The sequence below is a fragment of the Rahnella contaminans genome (assembly GCF_011065485.1).
In the GTDB taxonomy this organism is placed as follows: Bacteria; Pseudomonadota; Gammaproteobacteria; order Enterobacterales; family Enterobacteriaceae; genus Rahnella; species Rahnella contaminans.
In genome coordinates, this window is the sequence record NZ_JAADJS010000001.1 from 1,843,473 (window position 1) to 1,862,201 (window position 18,729).

General features: G+C 53.8%; 14 protein-coding genes. 12 read left to right on the forward strand and 2 right to left on the reverse strand.

What is annotated here, in order from left to right:
- Positions 1–34: 34 nt before the first annotated feature.
- The 12 genes from mdtD to GW579_RS08235 all read left to right on the forward strand — a co-directional run bounded on the left by mdtD (position 35) and on the right by GW579_RS08235 (position 15,082).
- Positions 35–1,510, forward strand: coding sequence for a multidrug transporter subunit MdtD (mdtD, locus tag GW579_RS08180; RefSeq protein WP_152324532.1), 1,476 nt, complete (start codon positions 35–37; stop codon positions 1,508–1,510).
- Complete coding sequence (gene baeS, locus GW579_RS08185; protein ID WP_165058452.1) at positions 1,507–2,892, forward strand: envelope stress sensor histidine kinase BaeS; 1,386 nt, start codon at positions 1,507–1,509, stop codon at positions 2,890–2,892. The genes mdtD and baeS overlap by 4 nt, the downstream gene beginning before the upstream one ends.
- Complete coding sequence (gene baeR / locus GW579_RS08190) at positions 2,893–3,612, forward strand: envelope stress response regulator BaeR (protein ID WP_152324534.1); 720 nt, start codon at positions 2,893–2,895, stop codon at positions 3,610–3,612.
- 167 nt (positions 3,613–3,779) lie between these two features.
- Positions 3,780–4,127, forward strand: a complete 348-nt coding sequence (locus GW579_RS08195; RefSeq protein WP_152324535.1) for a YegP family protein — start codon at positions 3,780–3,782, stop codon at positions 4,125–4,127.
- 187 nt (positions 4,128–4,314) lie between these two features.
- The gene (gene trhP, locus GW579_RS08200; RefSeq protein ID WP_165058454.1) at positions 4,315–5,700 is read left to right on the forward strand and encodes a prephenate-dependent tRNA uridine(34) hydroxylase TrhP; all 1,386 of its coding nucleotides are present in this window, start codon (positions 4,315–4,317) and stop codon (positions 5,698–5,700) included.
- A gap of 371 nt (positions 5,701–6,071) precedes the next feature.
- Positions 6,072–6,968: a lipid kinase YegS gene (yegS, locus tag GW579_RS08205; protein WP_152324537.1), complete on the forward strand. Its 897-nt coding sequence runs from the start codon at positions 6,072–6,074 to the stop codon at positions 6,966–6,968.
- A gap of 265 nt (positions 6,969–7,233) precedes the next feature.
- Positions 7,234–8,796, forward strand: coding sequence for an MFS transporter (locus tag GW579_RS08210; RefSeq protein ID WP_152324538.1), 1,563 nt, complete (start codon positions 7,234–7,236; stop codon positions 8,794–8,796).
- Positions 8,783–9,796 carry a 3-dehydro-L-gulonate 2-dehydrogenase gene (gene yiaK / locus GW579_RS08215; protein ID WP_152324539.1) on the forward strand — a complete coding sequence of 338 codons (1,014 nt, stop codon included), beginning with the start codon at positions 8,783–8,785 and terminating at the stop codon, positions 9,794–9,796. Before GW579_RS08210 ends, yiaK begins: the two co-directional genes overlap by 14 nt.
- Before the next feature lie 202 nt (positions 9,797–9,998).
- Entirely contained in the window at positions 9,999–11,213 is a 1,215-nt protein-coding gene (gene rspA / locus GW579_RS08220) for a starvation-sensing protein RspA (RefSeq protein WP_152324540.1), read from the forward strand.
- A gap of 11 nt (positions 11,214–11,224) precedes the next feature.
- Positions 11,225–12,238: a Zn-dependent oxidoreductase gene (locus GW579_RS08225; RefSeq protein ID WP_152324541.1), complete on the forward strand. Its 1,014-nt coding sequence runs from the start codon at positions 11,225–11,227 to the stop codon at positions 12,236–12,238.
- A gap of 128 nt (positions 12,239–12,366) precedes the next feature.
- A complete protein-coding gene (locus tag GW579_RS08230) occupies positions 12,367–13,656 on the forward strand; it encodes an MFS transporter (protein ID WP_165058456.1) in 1,290 nt (429 codons plus the stop codon).
- 82 nt (positions 13,657–13,738) lie between these two features.
- Positions 13,739–15,082, forward strand: a complete 1,344-nt coding sequence (locus GW579_RS08235) for an MFS transporter (RefSeq protein ID WP_152324543.1) — start codon at positions 13,739–13,741, stop codon at positions 15,080–15,082.
- Positions 15,083–15,135: 53 nt separating this feature from the next.
- Here the strand turns inward: GW579_RS08235 and GW579_RS08240 are convergent, their stop codons facing one another.
- Positions 15,136–17,112 carry a glycoside hydrolase family 127 protein gene (locus GW579_RS08240; protein WP_165058458.1) on the reverse strand — a complete coding sequence of 659 codons (1,977 nt, stop codon included), beginning with the start codon at positions 17,110–17,112 and terminating at the stop codon, positions 15,136–15,138.
- Between the two features lie 26 nt (positions 17,113–17,138).
- The gene (locus GW579_RS08245; protein WP_165058460.1) at positions 17,139–18,548 is read right to left on the reverse strand and encodes an MFS transporter; all 1,410 of its coding nucleotides are present in this window, start codon (positions 18,546–18,548) and stop codon (positions 17,139–17,141) included.
- Positions 18,549–18,729: the final 181 nt, after the last annotated feature.

The window sequence follows — 18,729 nt, forward strand, 5'->3', positions numbered from 1 at the left end:
AATGCCGCGACAATGATTGTGCTGATGCGAACCCATGAAATCTGAAAACACTGACACCTTACCGCCTTCCGCCCCGCTGCCACCGTCGGTACGCTGGCAATTGTGGATTGTCGCCTTTGGCTTTTTTATGCAGGCGCTCGACACTACGATTGTGAATACTGCGTTACCGTCAATGGCCCGCAGCCTGGGTGAAAATCCTCTGCATATGCATTCGGTGGTGGTCGCTTATGTGCTGACCGTCGCAGTGATGTTGCCCGCCAGCGGCTGGCTGGCGGATAAAGTCGGGGTGAAATGGGTCTTCTTTTCCGCCATCGTTTTGTTCACCGTCGGTTCACTACTCTGCGCGCAGTCCGAAAGTCTGCGCGAACTGGTACTGTCACGTATCGTTCAGGGGATTGGCGGCGCGATGATGGTGCCCGTCGGGCGGCTGACGGTGTTGAAAATCGTTCCGCGCAGCGAATACATGGCCGCCATGACCATGGTCACCCTGCCCGGCCAGGTCGGCCCGCTGCTCGGCCCGGCGCTGGGTGGTTTTCTGGTGCAGTACGCCAGCTGGCACTGGATTTTCCTGATCAATCTGCCTGTCGGTCTGGCCGGTTGTATTGCCACGCTGATGATTATGCCGAATTACAAAATGCAGACACGGCGCTTTGATATCAGCGGCTTTGTCATGCTGGCGGTTTGTATGGCGACGCTCACGCTGGCGCTGGAAGGCAGCCGCAGCATGGGCCTTAGCGCGCTTGAATTAGTGCTGCTGGTGGTCGTCGGTTTAGGCGCGTTAGGCGTTTACTGGATGCACGCCCGCGGCAATCTTTCCGCGCTGTTTTCCCTGCGCCTGTTCCACACGCCAACGTTTAAAATCGGCCTGATCGGCAGCCTGTTAGGCCGCATCGGCAGCGGAATGTTGCCGTTTATGACGCCGGTATTTTTACAGCTGGGGATGGGCTTTACGCCATTCCACGCCGGGCTGATGATGATCCCGATGGTGCTTGGCAGCATGGGGATGAAGCGCGTGGTCGTGCGTCTGGTGAATCAGCTCGGGTATCGCGCCGCGCTGGTGAGCGCCACTTTACTGCTCGCGCTGATTACGCTTATCTTCCCGCTGGTGGCGATTTACGGCGCTGTGTGGATGATTCCGGTGGTGCTGTTCTTCCAGGGCATGGTGAACTCCCTGCGCTTCTCCTCCATGAATACGCTGACGCTGAAAGATTTACCGCCGCGTCTGGCCAGCAGCGGCAACAGCCTGCTGTCGATGATTATGCAGTTGTCGATGAGTCTCGGGGTCAGCGTCGCCGGTTTGCTGATTGGCCTCTTCGCGCATCAGCAGGCCATAACGCCTGACAGCAGCACCATGCACACTGCTTTCCTGTATTGCTATATGTCGATGGCGCTGGTGATCGCCCTGCCCGCCTGGGTCTTTTCGAAAGTGCCGCCGGACATGCAGAAAAATGCCGTTATCGATCGCCGCCGTGCCGCGGCCGGATCTCCCGACCCGATGAGAAAATCATGAAACCAGGTATTACCGCCAAACTGTTTATGGCTATTTTCTGCACCTGCGCACTGGTGTTAATCACCATGAACTGGGGCGTGCGGATGAGCTTCGAACGGGGCTTTATCGATTACATACGCCAGAGTAATGAATCGCGCGTTGAACTGCTGGCCGACACCTTGCAAGAGCAGTACAAACTGCACGGCAACTGGGATTTTCTGGAAAAAAATGACCGCCTGATTTATCAGCTGATGCGCTCATTTGATCAGAACAGCAGCCAGAAAATGCCGCCGCAGGGATGGCGGACAAAGTTCTGGATCCTCGACAGCCATGACCGTCGCATCGGCGGTTACGATCAACCGGTTCCTGCTGATCTTCAGGGGCCGCGCCGCGTGATGACCGTTGACGGTGTGATGATAGGCTCGGTGATTTCCACGCCTGCCGAGCGCCTGACCCGCGATGCAGACATCAATTTCGAGCACCAGCAAAGCCGCACCAGCTGGATTATCACGGCGTTTACCGCCCTACTGGCAGCCGCCGTGACCTGGGTACTTTCGCGGGGAATGCTCGCGCCGGTTAAGCGTCTGGTCAACGGCACGCATCAGCTGGCCGCCGGGGATTTCAGCACGCGCGTTGAAGTCGACAGCGAAGACGAACTGGGCAAACTGGCGCAGGACTTTAACCAGCTGGCGATGACGCTGGAAAAAAACGAGCAGATGCGCCGCGCCTTTATGGCTGATATTTCCCACGAACTGCGCACGCCGCTGGCGGTGTTGCGCGGCGAGCTGGAAGCGATGCAGGACGGCGTGCGCAAAATGACGATGGGGTCGCTGGAATCCCTGCAATCTGAAGTCTCGATCCTCACGAAACTGGTGGATGACTTGCACCAGCTTTCGCTGTCGGATGCCGGTGCGCTGGCGTACCGCAAAGTCGAAACGGACGTGGTGCATCTGATTCAGCTGGCGGAAGCCGGTTCGCGCGACCGCTTCCACAGTAAACAGCTAACCCTGACCAGCCGTCTGCCGGAAAGCGCCGAAGTCTTTGGGGACCCGCAGCGTCTGTCGCAGCTCTTCAATAATTTGCTGGAAAACAGCCTGCGCTATACTGACCCCAACGGCGGCCTGGAAATTCTCGGCGAAATCCGTGATAAATCGCTGCATCTGAATTTCCAGGACAGCGCACCTGGCATCAGTGATGAACAGCTGGTACGAATCTTCGAGCGTTTTTATCGCACCGAGGGCTCGCGCAATCGCGCCAGCGGTGGTTCTGGTTTAGGTCTGGCAATTTGCCAGAATATTGTCGAAGCGCACGGTGGGCAGATAAGCGCCAGCCACTCTCCGGCGGGTGGCGTTCGCATAACGATTGTCCTGCCGCTTTCCATTCCACATGGCCCGAGAAACTGAATGAACGACTCTGTATTGTCCGGCCCTGCGCCGTTAAAAATTCTGATCGTGGAAGATGAACCGAAACTTGCCCAACTGCTGATCGACTATCTCGAAGCGGCGGGTTACGCGACACAATGGTTGCCCGACGGCCACGAAGTGATCGCGCAGGTGAAAACCAATCCCCCGGCGCTGATCCTGCTGGATCTGATGTTGCCGGGGAGCAGCGGCTTATCCATCTGCCGCGATATCCGTCAGTTTTCCGATGTGCCAATCATGATGGTCACGGCAAAAACAGAAGAAATCGACCGCCTGCTCGGGCTGGAAATTGGTGCCGATGATTACATCTGCAAACCTTACAGCCCGCGTGAAGTGGTTGCGCGCGTGAAAGTGATCCTGCGCCGCTGTGTGCGTCCTGACGAACATGTGACCAAAGAGACCGGGCTGCATATTGATGAAGCCCGTTTTCAGGCGACGTTCCAGGGGCATGAGCTTGAGCTGACGCCAGCGGAATTTCGTCTGCTGAAAACGCTGTCGGTCAAGCCCGGCTATGTCTTCACCCGTGAAATCCTGCTTAATAACCTGTATGACGATTACCGCGTGGTAACGGATCGCACCATTGACAGCCACATCAAAAACCTGCGGCGGAAACTCGAATCGCTGGACGGCGAGAAGGCGTTTATCCGCGCCGTCTACGGCGTGGGTTATCGCTGGGAAGCAGAGCCCTGCCATCTGGTGTAACGCACAGAATTGAATACCTGAAAGGCCGGCAGCGCAGATTTGTAAAGTTACTGAAAGTCTGTCGGCCAGTTCACATTTAATGTCTTAAATACTCCCTTTCCCCGCGAAAAAGTTTCCCTTAACTACACTTATCTCTGGAAAAAACCCTTCTACTGGAGATTACCTTTATGGCTAACGGTCACTATGATCTGAAAAAAGCGAAGAATGGACAGTTTCACTTTAACCTGAAGGCGGGGAACGGAGAGATTATTCTCACCAGCGAGATGTATGCCAGTAAAGCGTCGGCGGAAAATGGCATTTCGTCGGTGCAGGCTAACGCGCCGCATGAGGCTCAATACGAAGTGAAACCGTCAAAAGACGGGCAATTTTATTTTGTGCTGAAAGCGAAAAACCACCAGGTTATCGGTGTGAGTGAAATGTACACCACGGAAAGCGCCGCGAAAAAAGGCATCCTGTCGGTTGTGAAAAACGGGCCAACGGCCGATATCCGCGATCTCACCCAGCAAACTGCCTGATTCCTCCTTTGCGGAGGTTGCGGCATTCTGCGCTGCAACCTCCCGATTCAAAAATTGATCTGACCCCATAAAAGCTGAAATACCCACACTAACCGGCTGCTTTTGATCAACTCAGACGTTACAATTCTGACCTTTCGTCGCCCCGCATCCGGGACGGCCCTGACCTGTGATCAGACTGAGATTGACTATGTTTACCCCTGATTCTTTTGTTCCGGAACTGCTTTCCCCTGCCGGCTCCCTGAAAAATATGCGTTACGCGTTCGCCTATGGCGCGGATGCCGTTTACGCCGGACAGCCGCGCTACAGCCTGCGTGTGCGCAATAACGAATTTAACCACCAGAATCTGGAAATCGGCATTAACGAAGCCCATGCTCTCGGTAAAAAATTCTATGTCGTGGTGAATATCGCGCCGCATAACGCCAAACTTAAAACCTTCATCCGCGATTTACAGCCGGTCATCGACATGGGGCCGGACGCGCTGATCATGTCCGATCCGGGCCTGATCATGATGGTTCGCGAAGCTTTCCCGCAGATGGATATTCATCTGTCGGTACAGGCAAACGCGGTGAACTGGGCGACGGTGAAGTTCTGGAAGCAAATGGGGCTGACGCGCGTGATTTTGTCCCGCGAGTTGTCGCTGGAAGAGATTGCGGAAATCCGCACGCAGGTGCCGGACATGGAAATCGAGATTTTCGTCCACGGCGCGCTGTGTATGGCGTATTCCGGCCGCTGCCTGCTCTCCGGTTACATCAACAAACGCGATCCGAATCAGGGAACCTGTACCAACGCCTGCCGCTGGGAATATAAAGTTCAGGAAGGCAAAGAAGACGCCATCGGCAATATCGTGCATCAGTACGAACCGATCCCGGTTCAGCAGGTCGACGCGCCGGAACCGACGCTCGGCATCGGTCAGCCGACGGATAAAGTGTTTATGCTCGAAGAAGCCATGCGTCCCGGCGAATACATGAGTGCATTCGAAGATGAACACGGCACGTACATCATGAATTCCAAAGACTTGCGCGCCATTCAGCATGTTGAAGCGCTGACCAAAATGGGTGTGCATTCCCTGAAAATTGAAGGCCGCACCAAGTCATTTTATTACTGCGCGCGTACCGCACAGGTTTACCGCCGCGCCATCGACGACGCCGTTTCCGGAAAACCTTTCGACCCGGCGCTGCTTTCCACCCTCGAAGGGCTGGCGCATCGCGGCTATACCGAAGGTTTCCTGCGCCGCCATACCCATGACGCGCAGCAAAACTACGAATACGGTTTTTCCGTCAGCGACCGTCAGCAATTTGTCGGCGAATTCACCGGCAACCGCGTGGACGGTTGGGCTGAAATCGACGTGAAAAATAAATTCAGCGTTGGCGATAGCGTGGAAATGATGACGCCACAGGGTAATATTCAGTTCAAGCTTGAAGCGCTGCGCAACAAGAAAGGCCAGCCGACGGAAGTCGCGCCGGGTAACGGGCATATTGTGTATGTCGCCCTGCCGGAAGACATCAGCCTGGAATTCGCCATTCTGCTGCGAAATCTGGAAGAAACGGATACACGCAATCCGCACCTGAAATAAGGCTTTTAGTGAAAATAAGAATCCGGTCACAACTCTTTTAATTTAAGTTGGCTAGTATGCATTCGCAATTTACTTCGAATGCAAAATAATGCACCGGACCACACTAGGAACCACCTCCTTGGCCAGCTCAATCTCCCTTGAGCTGGCTTTTCTTTTTGTATTCAATCTCTTTCTTTTTTCCTGTTATTGAGAAGAATAACGTTTTACTTTCCCTTCACTTTAATTAACTCCCGCCCGATAAATACGCCATTTTTTGAATTAATTTAACCGAAATTATTTAACAGGCGATTAAATTATTAAGTGATTAATCCGATAGCCAAATACGGTCTTTATCATCTATTGTTAAAGCCTATGAATGATAAGGAGATGATATGAAGGACACGGGCGCTGCACTGCTGATCTTAAACGGAAAAGGGGCAGGGAATGAAGAACTGCGGGAAGCCGTCGGTGCGCTGCGTGAAGAAGGCGTGAAACTCAGCGTGCGCGTCACCTGGGAATACGGAGACGCCGCGCGCTATGTGGCAGAAGCCGTAGAGCTGGGCTGCGAGACGGTGATTGCCGGTGGCGGTGATGGCACGATCAACGAAGTCGCGGGCGCGCTGGCCCAGCTTGGCGCAGATGCACCGGCACTCGGTATTATCCCGCTGGGCACGGCCAATGATTTCGCGACAGGCTGTAATATTCCGCTCTCACCGGAACAGGCGCTTCAGCTGGCGGTGAAAGGCCGCGTCGTGGATATCGATCTGGCGAAAGTAAACGACCAGCACTTCTTTATTAACATGGCGACCGGTGGATTTGGCACGCGGATCACCACCGAAACGCCGGAAAAACTGAAAGCCGCACTGGGTGGCGTTTCCTATTTTATTCACGGACTTTTACGTCTTGATACGCTGAAAGCGGACAGCTGCGAAATCAAAGGGCCGGATTTCAGCTGGCAGGGCGACGCGCTGGTCATCGGTATCGGCAATGGCCGCCAGGCCGGTGGCGGGCAGCAAATTTGCCCGGACGCGCTGATTAACGACGGTCTGTTGCAGCTGCGTTTGCTGACCTCCGAAGAGCTGTTGCCCTCTTTCCTGCGCAGCCTGATCAACAACGAAGAGAATAAGAACATCGTTTCCGCCAGTCTGCCGTGGCTGGAAATCAACGCGCCGCACGACATGACGTTCAATCTCGACGGCGAGCCGCTGACCGGAAAACGGTTCCGCATCGAAGTTCTTCCCAACGCGATTCAGTGCCGTCTGCCGCCAAACTGCGAGTTACTCGGCTAATTCCCCGAACTTCCCCTGCCCTGACTGCTCATTCTCTGTACTGTGATCTGCCTTACAGTACAGAGGAAATTTGCGTTTATTTTTGTGATCCCTTCCGATAAATCCTGATTCACATACTTGTATGGTAGATACCAGTTGCCTAGTTTTATTCTGCTGACGCCAACGGATTTTTTATTCCTGAACGTCTGCGGCATCCCAATAAGTTTGTTTTCACGACTCTCACTTATCCGATATCGCCAAAAATAATACGGAACACAGGGGTATTATGATTAATCATCATAAAGAAAGACCGATATCACTCAAAAATATGCTGGCCTATGGCGGAGGAGATTTCTTCGGCGGTGGTTGTTTTGCGGTATTAGGTTTATGGATTATGTTTTTCTATACCACCTACGCCGGATTAAGCCCGGCGGAGGCCGGTGCTGTTATTGCTTCTGCCCGGTTGCTGGATGCATTTTTCGATCCGCTGATGGGATATGTGACCGATAATTTTTACCGTAACCCTCTGGGTAAAAAGTATGGCCGCCGCGGGTTCTTCTTCTTATTTGGCGCTCCGCTGATTATGGTGACCTACATTATTATGTGGATCAGCGGCATGGGATTCTGGTATTACCTGCTGACGTATATTTTATTTTACGCAGCTTACACGCTGGCGATTGTGCCTTATGAAACGCTGGCGGCTGAAATGACCTCCAGTTTTAAAATGCGCACCAAACTCACCGGCGTCAGAATGTTCTTTTCAACCGGCGCTGCAATATTAGCCGCCTGGCTTCCGGGACGAATTATTGCGTATCTCGGAGAAGATTCGTCTTCATCATTTCTGATTATGGGCGTGATATTTGGCGTGCTGTTCGCCGTGGTGATCCTGCTGCTCTATTTCTACACCTGGGAACGCCCGATCCCCGTTGATGTGGCCACGCCGAAATTGTCTTTCCGCCGTGACATGAAGCACCTGTTTAAATCCCTGGTTTCCACCATGAAAGTGCGGACTTTTCGCCAGCACGTCGGGATGTATCTGGGCGGTTATGTCGCGCTGGATGTCCTCGGTGCCGTTCTCGCTTACTACATTATTTTTGTCCTCGGGCAAAATGCCGTAACGGCGTCCAATGCGATGACGCTTATGACACTGATTCAGTTTATCTGCGTGGCCTTATTTATTTTCCTGTGTATGAAATTAGGTAACGGCTCAGCGTATCGGATTGCACAACTCTTTATGCTGGCGAGCGTCGGGTTATTTTTATCTATTCATCTGCTGCAACTGCCTTTTAATATGGCACTGATTTATCTCTCCGTTATTTTAATGGGCGTCGGACGTTCCGGGACCAGTTATGTCTGCTGGAATATCTACAGTTTTATTCCTGATGTCGATGAAATGCTGACAGGGAAACGCCGAGAAGGTATTTTCGCCGGCGTGATGACTTTTGTGCGTAAAGCCGTTCAGGCCGTGGCGTTATTTACCGTAGGCCTGTTATTACAACATTACGGATTTACGCCGAAAAGCGCGACACAACCCGCGGAAGCGGTGTACGGAATTACGCTGGTATTTGGCACTGGCTCGGTGGTCTTTCTGCTGATTGGCCTTTACAGCTCCATGAAGTTTCGCCTTACCCGCCATAACCATTCCCTGCTGGTCAATGAAATTGAACGGCTGAAAGCCGGTGGCAGTAAATATGATGTGGCACCGGAAACCCGTTTAATCGCCGAGCAACTGACCGGCTGGCCTTACGAAAAATGTTGGGGTAATAACAATATTCTTAGCCAGACAGAAGACTATTCCCCGCTGACCTCACCTGAACTTTCTACCGGAGCCGATAATGCAAAGAATTGAATTCAGCCTGATGCAAGAAACCATCCAGCGCGCCTTGCTCAAAGCGGGGCTGGATGAAGAAAGCGCGCGGACGTGTGCGCGGATCCACACCGAATCAAGCTGCGACGGCATTGCTTCGCACGGCCTGAACCGGGTGGCACGCTTTGTCGATTACGTTCAGAAAGGCTGGATCAATATTCACGCCAAACCCGTGCAGGAAAAATCGCTTGGCGCCATTGCCATTTATAACGGCAACCGTGGGATCGGCATCACCAATGCACTGTTTGCCGTCGAAAAAGCCGCCGAAATGGCAAGAGAATACGGCGTCGGGATTGTGGCAATGAAAAACAGCAGCCACTGGATGCGCGGCGGAAGTTATGGCTGGCACGCCGCCACACGCGGGCTGGCTGCTATTTGCTGGACGAACACCGAATCGTGCATGCCCGCCTGGGGCGGCAAAAATACCCGCATCGGCAATAACCCGTTTGTGATGGCGGTACCGAGAGCCAAAGGCCCGATCGTGCTGGATATGGCGATGTCGCAATATTCCTACGGCAAGTTGCAGGTGACGCGGCTCAAAAATGAAAAATTGCCGTATCCCGGCGGCTATGACAGCCAGGGAAATCTCACTGACGATCCCGGCCCGATAGAGGCTTCCATGCGTATTTTGCCCGCCGGTTACTGGAAAGGTTCCGGACTGGCGATTGTGCTCGACGCCATGGCCGCACTGCTCTCCGCCGGTTCACCGACCAATGAAATCGATAAAATTGGCGAAGGCAGTTGCACCGGTGCGAGCCAGATTTTCATGGTCTTCGACCCGGTGCAGCTTGGCGGTACGCAATTCACCGAACACATGGCCGACAGCGTGGCGGATTACGTGAATCAGTCAGAGCCCGCCGAAAACAACCGCGATGTACGCTATCCCGGCCAGACGGCGGCGTTAAACCGCGAACAAAACCGCCGTCTTGGTATACCCGTCGACGATGCCGTCTGGGATGAAGTGATGAGGCTGGCCGAATAGTCTTTTCCTGCTCACCCTCTGAAACGCCTGCCTGTTGCAGGCGTTTTCATTTCTGCCTGGCGGAGTTTTTCCGCATAAATCTCCGCTCAAAATGTGATCGCCTCCGGCAAAACAAATTTACATACTTGTATGGTAGTTAGCTTAAGGCGTATTTATAACCAAAGAAAATGCATCTAACATTTACTGCAAAAGGTCGTAACCGATGAAAATCGTGAATGCTGAAGTCTTTGTCACTTGCCCGGGTCGCAACTTTGTGACGTTAAAAATCACTACCGACAGCGGTCTGACCGGTATCGGCGATGCCACCCTGAACGGCCGGGAGCTGCCGGTCGCATCTTATCTGAAAGATCACGTTTGCCCGCAGCTTATCGGGCGCGACGCGCATCAGATTGAAGACATCTGGCAGTTCTTCTACAAAGGCGCGTACTGGCGTCGCGGTCCGGTCACGATGTCGGCCATTTCGGCGGTCGATATGGCGCTGTGGGATATTAAAGCAAAAGCCGCCAATATGCCGTTGTATCAGTTGCTCGGCGGCGCATCCCGCACCGGCGTGATGGTTTACTGCCACACCACCGGTCATTCCATCGACGAAGTGCTCGATGATTATGCCAAACACAAAGAGCTGGGCTTTAAGGCGATCCGCGCCCAGTGCGGCGTGCCGGGTATGAAAACTACTTACGGCATGGCGAAAGGCAAAGGTCTGGCGTACGAACCCGCCACCAAAGGTAACTGGCCGGAAGAGCAACTGTGGTCCACGGAAAAATACCTCGATTTCACGCCAAAACTCTTTGAAGCCGTGCGCAACAAATTCGGTTTTGACGAACATCTGCTGCACGACATGCATCACCGCCTGACGCCCATCGAAGCCGCGCGTTTTGGCAAAAGCATCGAAGAATATCGCCTGTTCTGGATGGAAGATCCGACGCCTGCCGAGAATCAGGAATGTTTCCGCCTGATCCGCCAGCACACGGTCACACCCATTGCCGTCGGCGAGGTCTTCAACAGTATCTGGGATTGCAAACAGCTTATTGAAGAACAGCTGATCGACTATATCCGTACCACGCTGACCCACGCGGGCGGCATTACGGGGATGCGCCGCATCGCCGATTTCGCGTCGCTTTATCAGGTGCGAACCGGTTCGCACGGCCCGTCTGACCTCTCGCCAGTCTGCATGGCGGCTGCCCTGCACTTCGATCTGTGGGTACCGAACTTTGGCGTGCAGGAATACATGGGCTATTCCGAACAGATGCTGGAAGTGTTTCCGCATAACTGGACCTTCGATAACGGCTACATGCATCCTGGCGAAAAACCCGGGCTGGGCATTGAGTTTGACGAAAAACTCGCCGCGAAATATCCGTATGAACCGGCCTATCTGCCGGTGGCCCGTCTTGAAGACGGCACTTTGTGGAACTGGTGAGGGAACGAAAAATGAACAGCGTCGTGATACAAGAACCGGGAAAATTAGTCATCGAGCAACGTGCTTTGCCGGTACCTGCCGCCGGCGAGGTACGAGTTCGGGTGAGTTACGCAGGCATTTGCGGCTCCGATGTCCACATTTATCACGGCCACAATCCGTTCGCGAAATACCCGCGCGTAATCGGCCATGAGTTCTTCGGCCATATCGACAGCGTCGGTGAAGGCGTTGATACGGCACGCATCGGCGAACGTGTGGTCATTGACCCGGTGGTAAGCTGCGGACATTGCTATCCGTGCTCCGTCGGGCGGCCTAATGTCTGCAACGAGTTACAGGTGATCGGCGTTCACCGCGACGGCGGTTTCAGCGATTACGCCTGCGCTCCGGCGAAAAACGCCTATAACGTCCCGGCGTCCATTCCTGACAAACTCGCCAGCATGGTCGAACCTTTCACCATTGCCGCCAATATCACGGCATTTTTGAAACCGACTCCTCAGGATACCGCGCTGGTGTACGGCGCAGGCCCGATGGGGCTGACGGTGATTCAGGTGCTGAAAGGTGTGTACGGCGTTAAGAATGTGATCGTCACCGATCGCATTGAAGAACGTCTGCATATGGCACTCGACAGCGGTGCCGACTGGACCATCAATAACAGCGAACGCAATGTGGCTGAGGTGCTGTCCGCTGAAGGCGTGCGCCCGACGATTATCGTTGATGCTGCCTGCCATCCGGCGATTTTGCAGGAAGCCATTTTGCTGGCTTCACCGGCCGCGCGTATCGGCATGATGGGCTTCTCTGGCGAGCCGAGCACCATCACGCAGCAAAGTATTACCAGCAAAGAGATTTCGCTGTTCTCTTCGCGCCTGAACAGTCACCGGTTCCCGCAGGTCATTGAATGGATGGAACAGGGAAAAATCACGCCTGAAAAACTGGTGACGCACTGGATGCCCGCCGGAGATGTGGAAGCTGCACTGACGCTGTTTGAAAAAGATCAACGTTCCTGCTGCAAAGTTCTGCTGACGTTCTGAAGACCGTTTTTATTTTAATTGTTTGAAACTGCGGGAGGATTTTTAAATCTTTCCGCAAACCGTACCTCATATTCTACCTACAAAGAACGCAACACTATTAAAACAACACCAAGTGGAGCACCTTACCTATGTTTAAGAACCTACGCTGGATCATCGTATTCCTGCTGTTCATGGTTTATATGATCAACTATCTCGACCGTGTAGCGCTGTCTATTACGGTACCGATGATAGAAAAAGAACTGACCATTAATCCTGAGCAGTTCGGGATAATATTCGGCAGTTTCTTCTTTGGTTATGCCATATTCAATTTCATTGGTGGTCTGGCCGTCGATAAATTCGGGCCAACGGTCGTGATGGGATTAGCCGTCGGGCTGTGGTCTCTATTTTGCGGAATGACTGCCATCGCCACCGGCTTTTATTCCATGCTGATATTGCGGGTATTATTCGGTATGGCCGAAGGCCCGATCTGCGCTTCCGCCAATAAGATGATTAACGGCTGGTTCCCGAAGAAAAAAGCCGCCACCGCGGTAGGGCTTCTCAGCGCCGGTTCGCCTCTGGGCGGCGCCGTTGCCGGGCCGATCGTCGGCTATCTTGCGCTGTCTTTTGGCTGGCGTCCGGCCTTTATGGTGATTGCCGCCATCGGGATTGTGTGGATGGCAATCTGGTTCTTTACCGTGGCGGATAATCCGCTGAAAAGTAAACGCGTCTCGCCGGAAGAATTACGTTTAGTCGATGAGATGAAGAATGAAAATATCAGCGAAGAAGACGATCTGGCGCACGCCGCGCATGGTCTGGGATATTATTTACGCCAGCCAATTATTCTGGTCACGGCGTTTGCCTTCTTCTGCTACAACTATATTTTGTTCTTCTTCCTCAGCTGGTTCCCGTCTTATCTGGTTCAGGCACACGGCCTGAATATTAAAGAAATGAGCCTGACTACCGTGATCCCGTGGATTGTCGGATTCGTCGGTCTGGCGCTGGGCGGTTATATCTCCGATAAGATTTTCAATATTACCGGCCGCTTACTGCTGTCGCGCAAAATTATTCTGGTCTTCAGCCTGTCTGCCGCCGCTATTTGCGTCGCACTGGCCGGTATCGTCACCAGCGTGGTTCCTGCCGTGGTACTGATGTCTGTTTCTATTTTCTTCCTGTATACCACCGGCGCAATTTACTGGGCGATTATTCAGGACGTCGTGCATAAATCCCGCGTTGGCGGCACGAGCGGCTTTATCCATCTGGTCGGCAGCGTTTCAGGTATCGTCGGGCCGGTCGTAACAGGCTTTATTGTGCAAAACACCGGTCATTTCGACAGCGCCTTTATTCTCGCAGGCGGCGTCGCCGCACTCGGCGCGATTCTGGTGTTCTTTGTGATTAAAGCCCCAAAGCATTCACCAGCCACTAAATTATCCCACGGCTAACGTTCTGAATGAAAATGCCGCGCGTGACTAAAAGGCGCGGCATTTTGCCGACACTGTTGCTGTTTATCCGGAGTATTTCACCATGTCACAGATTTCATCGCAGCCTCTCTCTGAAGCTGCCGAAAAAGAACAGCGTGGATTATTAAGACGCGTCGCAGCCGCTTCCGCTATCGGCACCGCTGCCGAATATTACGACTTTTTTGCCTACGGCACGGCGGCCGTTCTGTTTTTCGGTCAGCTGTTTTTCCCGAGCCACGACCCGCTGATCAGCACGCTGGCCGCTTTCGCCACGTACGCCGTCGGGTTTCTTGCCCGTCCGTTAGGCGGCATTGTTTTTGGCCATATTGGCGACAAAGTCGGACGCAAAAAAGCGCTGGTGATCACTATTCTGATTGTCGGTTTAGGGACTTTCTGCATCGGCCTGCTACCGACTTACGAAAAAATCGGGTTCTGGGCACCGGTTCTGCTGATTTTAATCCGCGTATTGCAGGGGTTTGGCGTGGGCGGAGAACAAGCAGGCGCCGTGCTGATGACTGCCGAATATTCCCCGCCGGGACGCCGGGGCTTTTTTGCCAGCTGGGTACAAATCGGCGCACCGCTGGGCTTTCTTCTGCCGTCGGCCTTATTTGCGCTGCTGACATCGCAGTTATCTGCCGCACAAATGCTTGACTGGGGCTGGCGTATTCCCTTCCTGCTCAGCCTGCTGCTGGTGATCGTCGGGCTGTTCATCCGTCTGCGGATTGATGAATCGCCGGTGTTTACTGAAATTCGTAAAACCAAGGCGGTGGAATCGCGTCCGGTCGTGGAAGTCATCAAATTGTATCCGGGGATCATCGTCAAAGGCGTGTGCGCCAAACTGATCGAAGCCTGCGCATTCGCCATGTTCACGGTCATTGTGCTGGCATTCGGTAAGGCCAATCATCTGAGCGAAAGTATCCTGCTGCAAACCATGATTGTAGCCGTCATTCTGGAGATATTCGCCATCCCGATGATGGGCAAACTCTCCGATCATATTGGCCGTAAGCCGGTGTATATGGCCGGCGCGGTGCTGCTGGCGGTGGGAATCATTCCCTTCTTTCTGGCCCTGAAAATGGACACGTTCTGGATAACACAGATTGCCATGATCCTCGCGCTGACTTTCGGCCACAGCATGTGTTACGCCCCGCAGGCCTCATATTTCCCTGAACTGTTCCCGACGCGGATCCGTTGCAGTGGCATTGCGTTAATCTGGCAGATCGGATCACTCATCGGCAGCGGAATTCTCGGGCTGGTGGCGGTGAAAATCCTGCAAATGACCGGCGGCGATTATCACGGGCTGGCGATATACATGATTGTTCTCGGCGCCATCTCAGTGATCGGCCTTGCCCTGCTGCCGGAAACCGCGCCGGGCAGAAGAAAGAGTGAATACCACAGCTGGAAACAGTAATCCCGCACGGATCACTTCGGGCTGCCCGAAACGGCAGCCCGAAGGATGTCGGGTTACGCCTCATCAACCCAGACGCGCATCTCCCCTTCTCCGCGGTTTGCCCAGGTAAAGTACGGCACGAACGTCATGGTTTGCGGCACCGCCTCTTCAGTGGCCGGGTTGAAACGGTAAAGTGGTTGCTGCTCTGCGTGGTTTGATGTCCTTCGCTTACCCTGCGTTTGTAAAAGCGTTTTACCGGCAAATATTCCGCTGCCCGCAATCAGACGGAACTGCGCATGTTGCGGCAAACAGATGTTATGCAATTCACTGCCGTTGTCGGCCTGCTCGAGGCAGTAAATCAGCGGCCCGCGCTGCACCGCGACTTTCCCGGCGACATGCCGCAACAGCGCATTGCCTTTCACACGCGTGACCGGCATCGGTAACGTCATTTCAATGCGATCCCCTTTTTGCCATTCCTGCGTCAGACGCAAATATCCACGCGAAGTACGGGCGGCGACGTCCAGCGGCTTGCCGTTAAGCGTCACCTGCGGGCTGGCGCACCAGTCGGGTAAACGCAGCGCCAGCGTGGCGTCGAGCGGTTCACCGGTATCGACTTCAATCAGCACATTTTCAGCCCACGGATAGCCGCCGGATTGTTTGAGGCGCAGCGGCTTACCGCCAATCATGGCTTCGACATCGCTGCCGATGTAGAGATTGATGTCCACGCCGTCCGGTCGCTGGGTGTATATATAATGACCGAGAGACGCCAGCAGCCGCGCAATATTGGGCGGGCAACAGGCGCAGCCAAACCAGCGCTGACGGACCGGTTTTACATGGTCATAAATATGGTTGAAGGGAATGCTTTTCGGGTGGACTTCCAGTGGATTGACGTAGAAGAAATGTTTGCCATCGAGCGCCATGCCGGCAAGCACCGTGTTGTAAAGCGCGCGCTCCATGACATCGCCGTAACGGCTGTCGGCGTCGAGCTGCAACATGCGGTTGGCAAACATCATCAGGCCAATCGACGCGCAGGTTTCGGTATACGCCGTATCGTTAGGCAAATCATAATCCGATGAAAACGCTTCGCCGCTGCTTTGCGAACCGATAGAACCGGTGATGTACATCTGCCGCTGCGTCATGTTTTCCCATAAGCGCTGACAGACTTCGCGTTTTTCCTGATCCTGACTCAGCCGCGCCAGATGCGCGACGCCAGCGTATAAATACACAAACCGCACGGCATGCCCGATGGCCGTGGTCTGCAACGCCACCGGCAAATGTGCCTGGCTGTAGGCTTTATCCTTCACCATCCACGCCGGACCGTAGGTATTCCAGTGCGACGTTCTGCCGCGTTTTTCATACTCGATATCGTAGAAATGCGGCTGTACACCGCGCTGTTCGACGAAATAACGCGTGAGTTCGAGATAGCGCGTTTCGCCGGTTTCTTCGTATAAACGCATCAATGCCAGCTCGATTTCCGGGTGACCGGGATAGCCGTGCAGCTGCTTCTCGCCCGGCCCGAAAACGTCACCAATATGGTCGGCAAGCTTACACACGATTTCCAGCAAACGCGTTTTTCCGGTGGCCTGCGCGTAGGCGACGCCTGCTTCAATCAGATGTCCGGCGCAGTAAAGCTCGTGACATTCCGCCAGATTTGTCCAGCGCTGCTGCGGCTCCTTAACCGTGAAATAGGTATTCAGATAACCGTCCGGTTGCTGCACCGCACCGACCAGCTCAATGACGCGGTCAGCGGTTTCTTCAAGCTCCGGATCCGGCGTTTTCGCCAGCAAATAGCCCACGGCTTCCAGCCATTTAGCGACATCGCTGTCCTGAAAAACCATCCCATAAAATTCGCCATCGCTCTGCCCTGCCGCGATACGGAAATTTTCAATGGCGTGGCTCGGCTCCGCATCCGCCACTTCATCGTTCAACGCTTTCCACTGATACGGCACGACCACATCTTTCACCAGACGCTGGTATTCCAGCCAGAACGCATCGGAAATATTCACCTTGTGCAAAGGCACTTCTAAAGAATCAACCGGAGAAAAAGACATACAACCTCCTGAATCGTTATTGTCATTTAAATTTTGGCCGCCAGCTCACGCGACATGCGCGTCAGCAATGTGTTGTTGAGCTTGCAGAAAATCAGAGTGCCCGCCAGCAGCAAATGCATTGCCGCAGGCAGCAGGGTTTCGAGAAGTGTGATACCGCCGAGCGAGGCTGCGGTCTGGTGATCTGCACCGGCCTGATAAGAAACCAGCACGAAGACCAGGCTGATGATCCCGGCGCTGGATGCCCACGCAAGTTTGATGAAGAAAAGGTTGAAGGCGAAGTTCATGCCGGAAGAACGGATGCCGTTTTTCCAGTGGCCGTAGTCGTCGGCAAACGCCATCAGGGAAAAGTGCAGCGGCAGCGTAAAGCCAAGAATGACGCAATGGCCGAAAATGATGCCCAGCCAGAGGGTCTGCCACTGTTCGCCCACTGGCACGAACCACAACAGCAGGGAAAACACCGCCAGCACCAGATTGGTCAGCATGTAGAGACGCACGCTGTCGATGAACTTTGTCAGTTGATTGACGATCACCGCCCCGAGAATCGACGCCAGCGTCACCATACCGAAGAACATCGAGGCGTAACCTGCGCCGCCTTTCAGCACGTACGTGATGAAGTACATATAACCGCCGCCGCGCAGATTGAACACGTTGATCAGCAGGAAAGACATCAGCAATACCAGCAAAAGCTGGTCATTTTTCAGCATTCCGCGAATGTGTTCACGGACGCTGAACTGCCCGAGCAGCGCCAGCGGCAGGCGTTCCCGCACGGCAAAGAAGCACCACAGGAACATCACCACGGCAACCGCACACAGCAAACCTACGCCCTGCTGATAACCCACCGCCGCATTGCCTTTTCCCAGTACCTGCACCAGCCATGGCAATCCGACCGACACCAGAAAACCTGCCACACCGCACAAGACAAAGCGCCAGGACTGACAGGACATCACCTCGCGGTGATCCGTCGTCATGGTGTTGATCAGAGCGCAATACGGCACGTTAATCGCGGTGTAAGAAATGGATAACAGAAAATAGGTGAAAAACGCATAGGCAATTTTGGCGTCACCACTGAAACCCGGCACCGTAAACGTCAGGAAACCGACCACACCGATCGGCAGCGCAATCCACAACTGCCACGGGCGAAAACGGCCCCAGCGGCTTTGCGTCCGGTCGGCCAGAACCCCCATTAACGGATCGGAAATTGCATCAATGACGCGCAGTGAAATAAACAGTGTGCCGACAATAGCAGGCGTCAGCCCGAATACGTCGGTATAGAAAAAGGTGAGAAAACTGCCAATGAGACAGGTAATTATCGTGCCTCCGGCATCACCTAATCCATAGCCAATTTTCTCACTGACCGAAAGTTTGGTGTTTGCAGACACAATGACGTCAGTGCCTCGTACCGGCGATGAGCCGGTATTTATAGAATCGGTTGGCATTGTATTTTCCTCGCTTTTATATCGTTATTTATAAGCTTCAGGAACGTGTTAAATAAGGCTGAAATTGAATATCAGTCGGGCGATAAATAAGGTACGCCTTCAATCTGGCACAGGGCTCTCAAACCAACAAGAGGAGGATAAAGTAGTTAAACGGGACAATTCCGACTCACAGACAGAATCT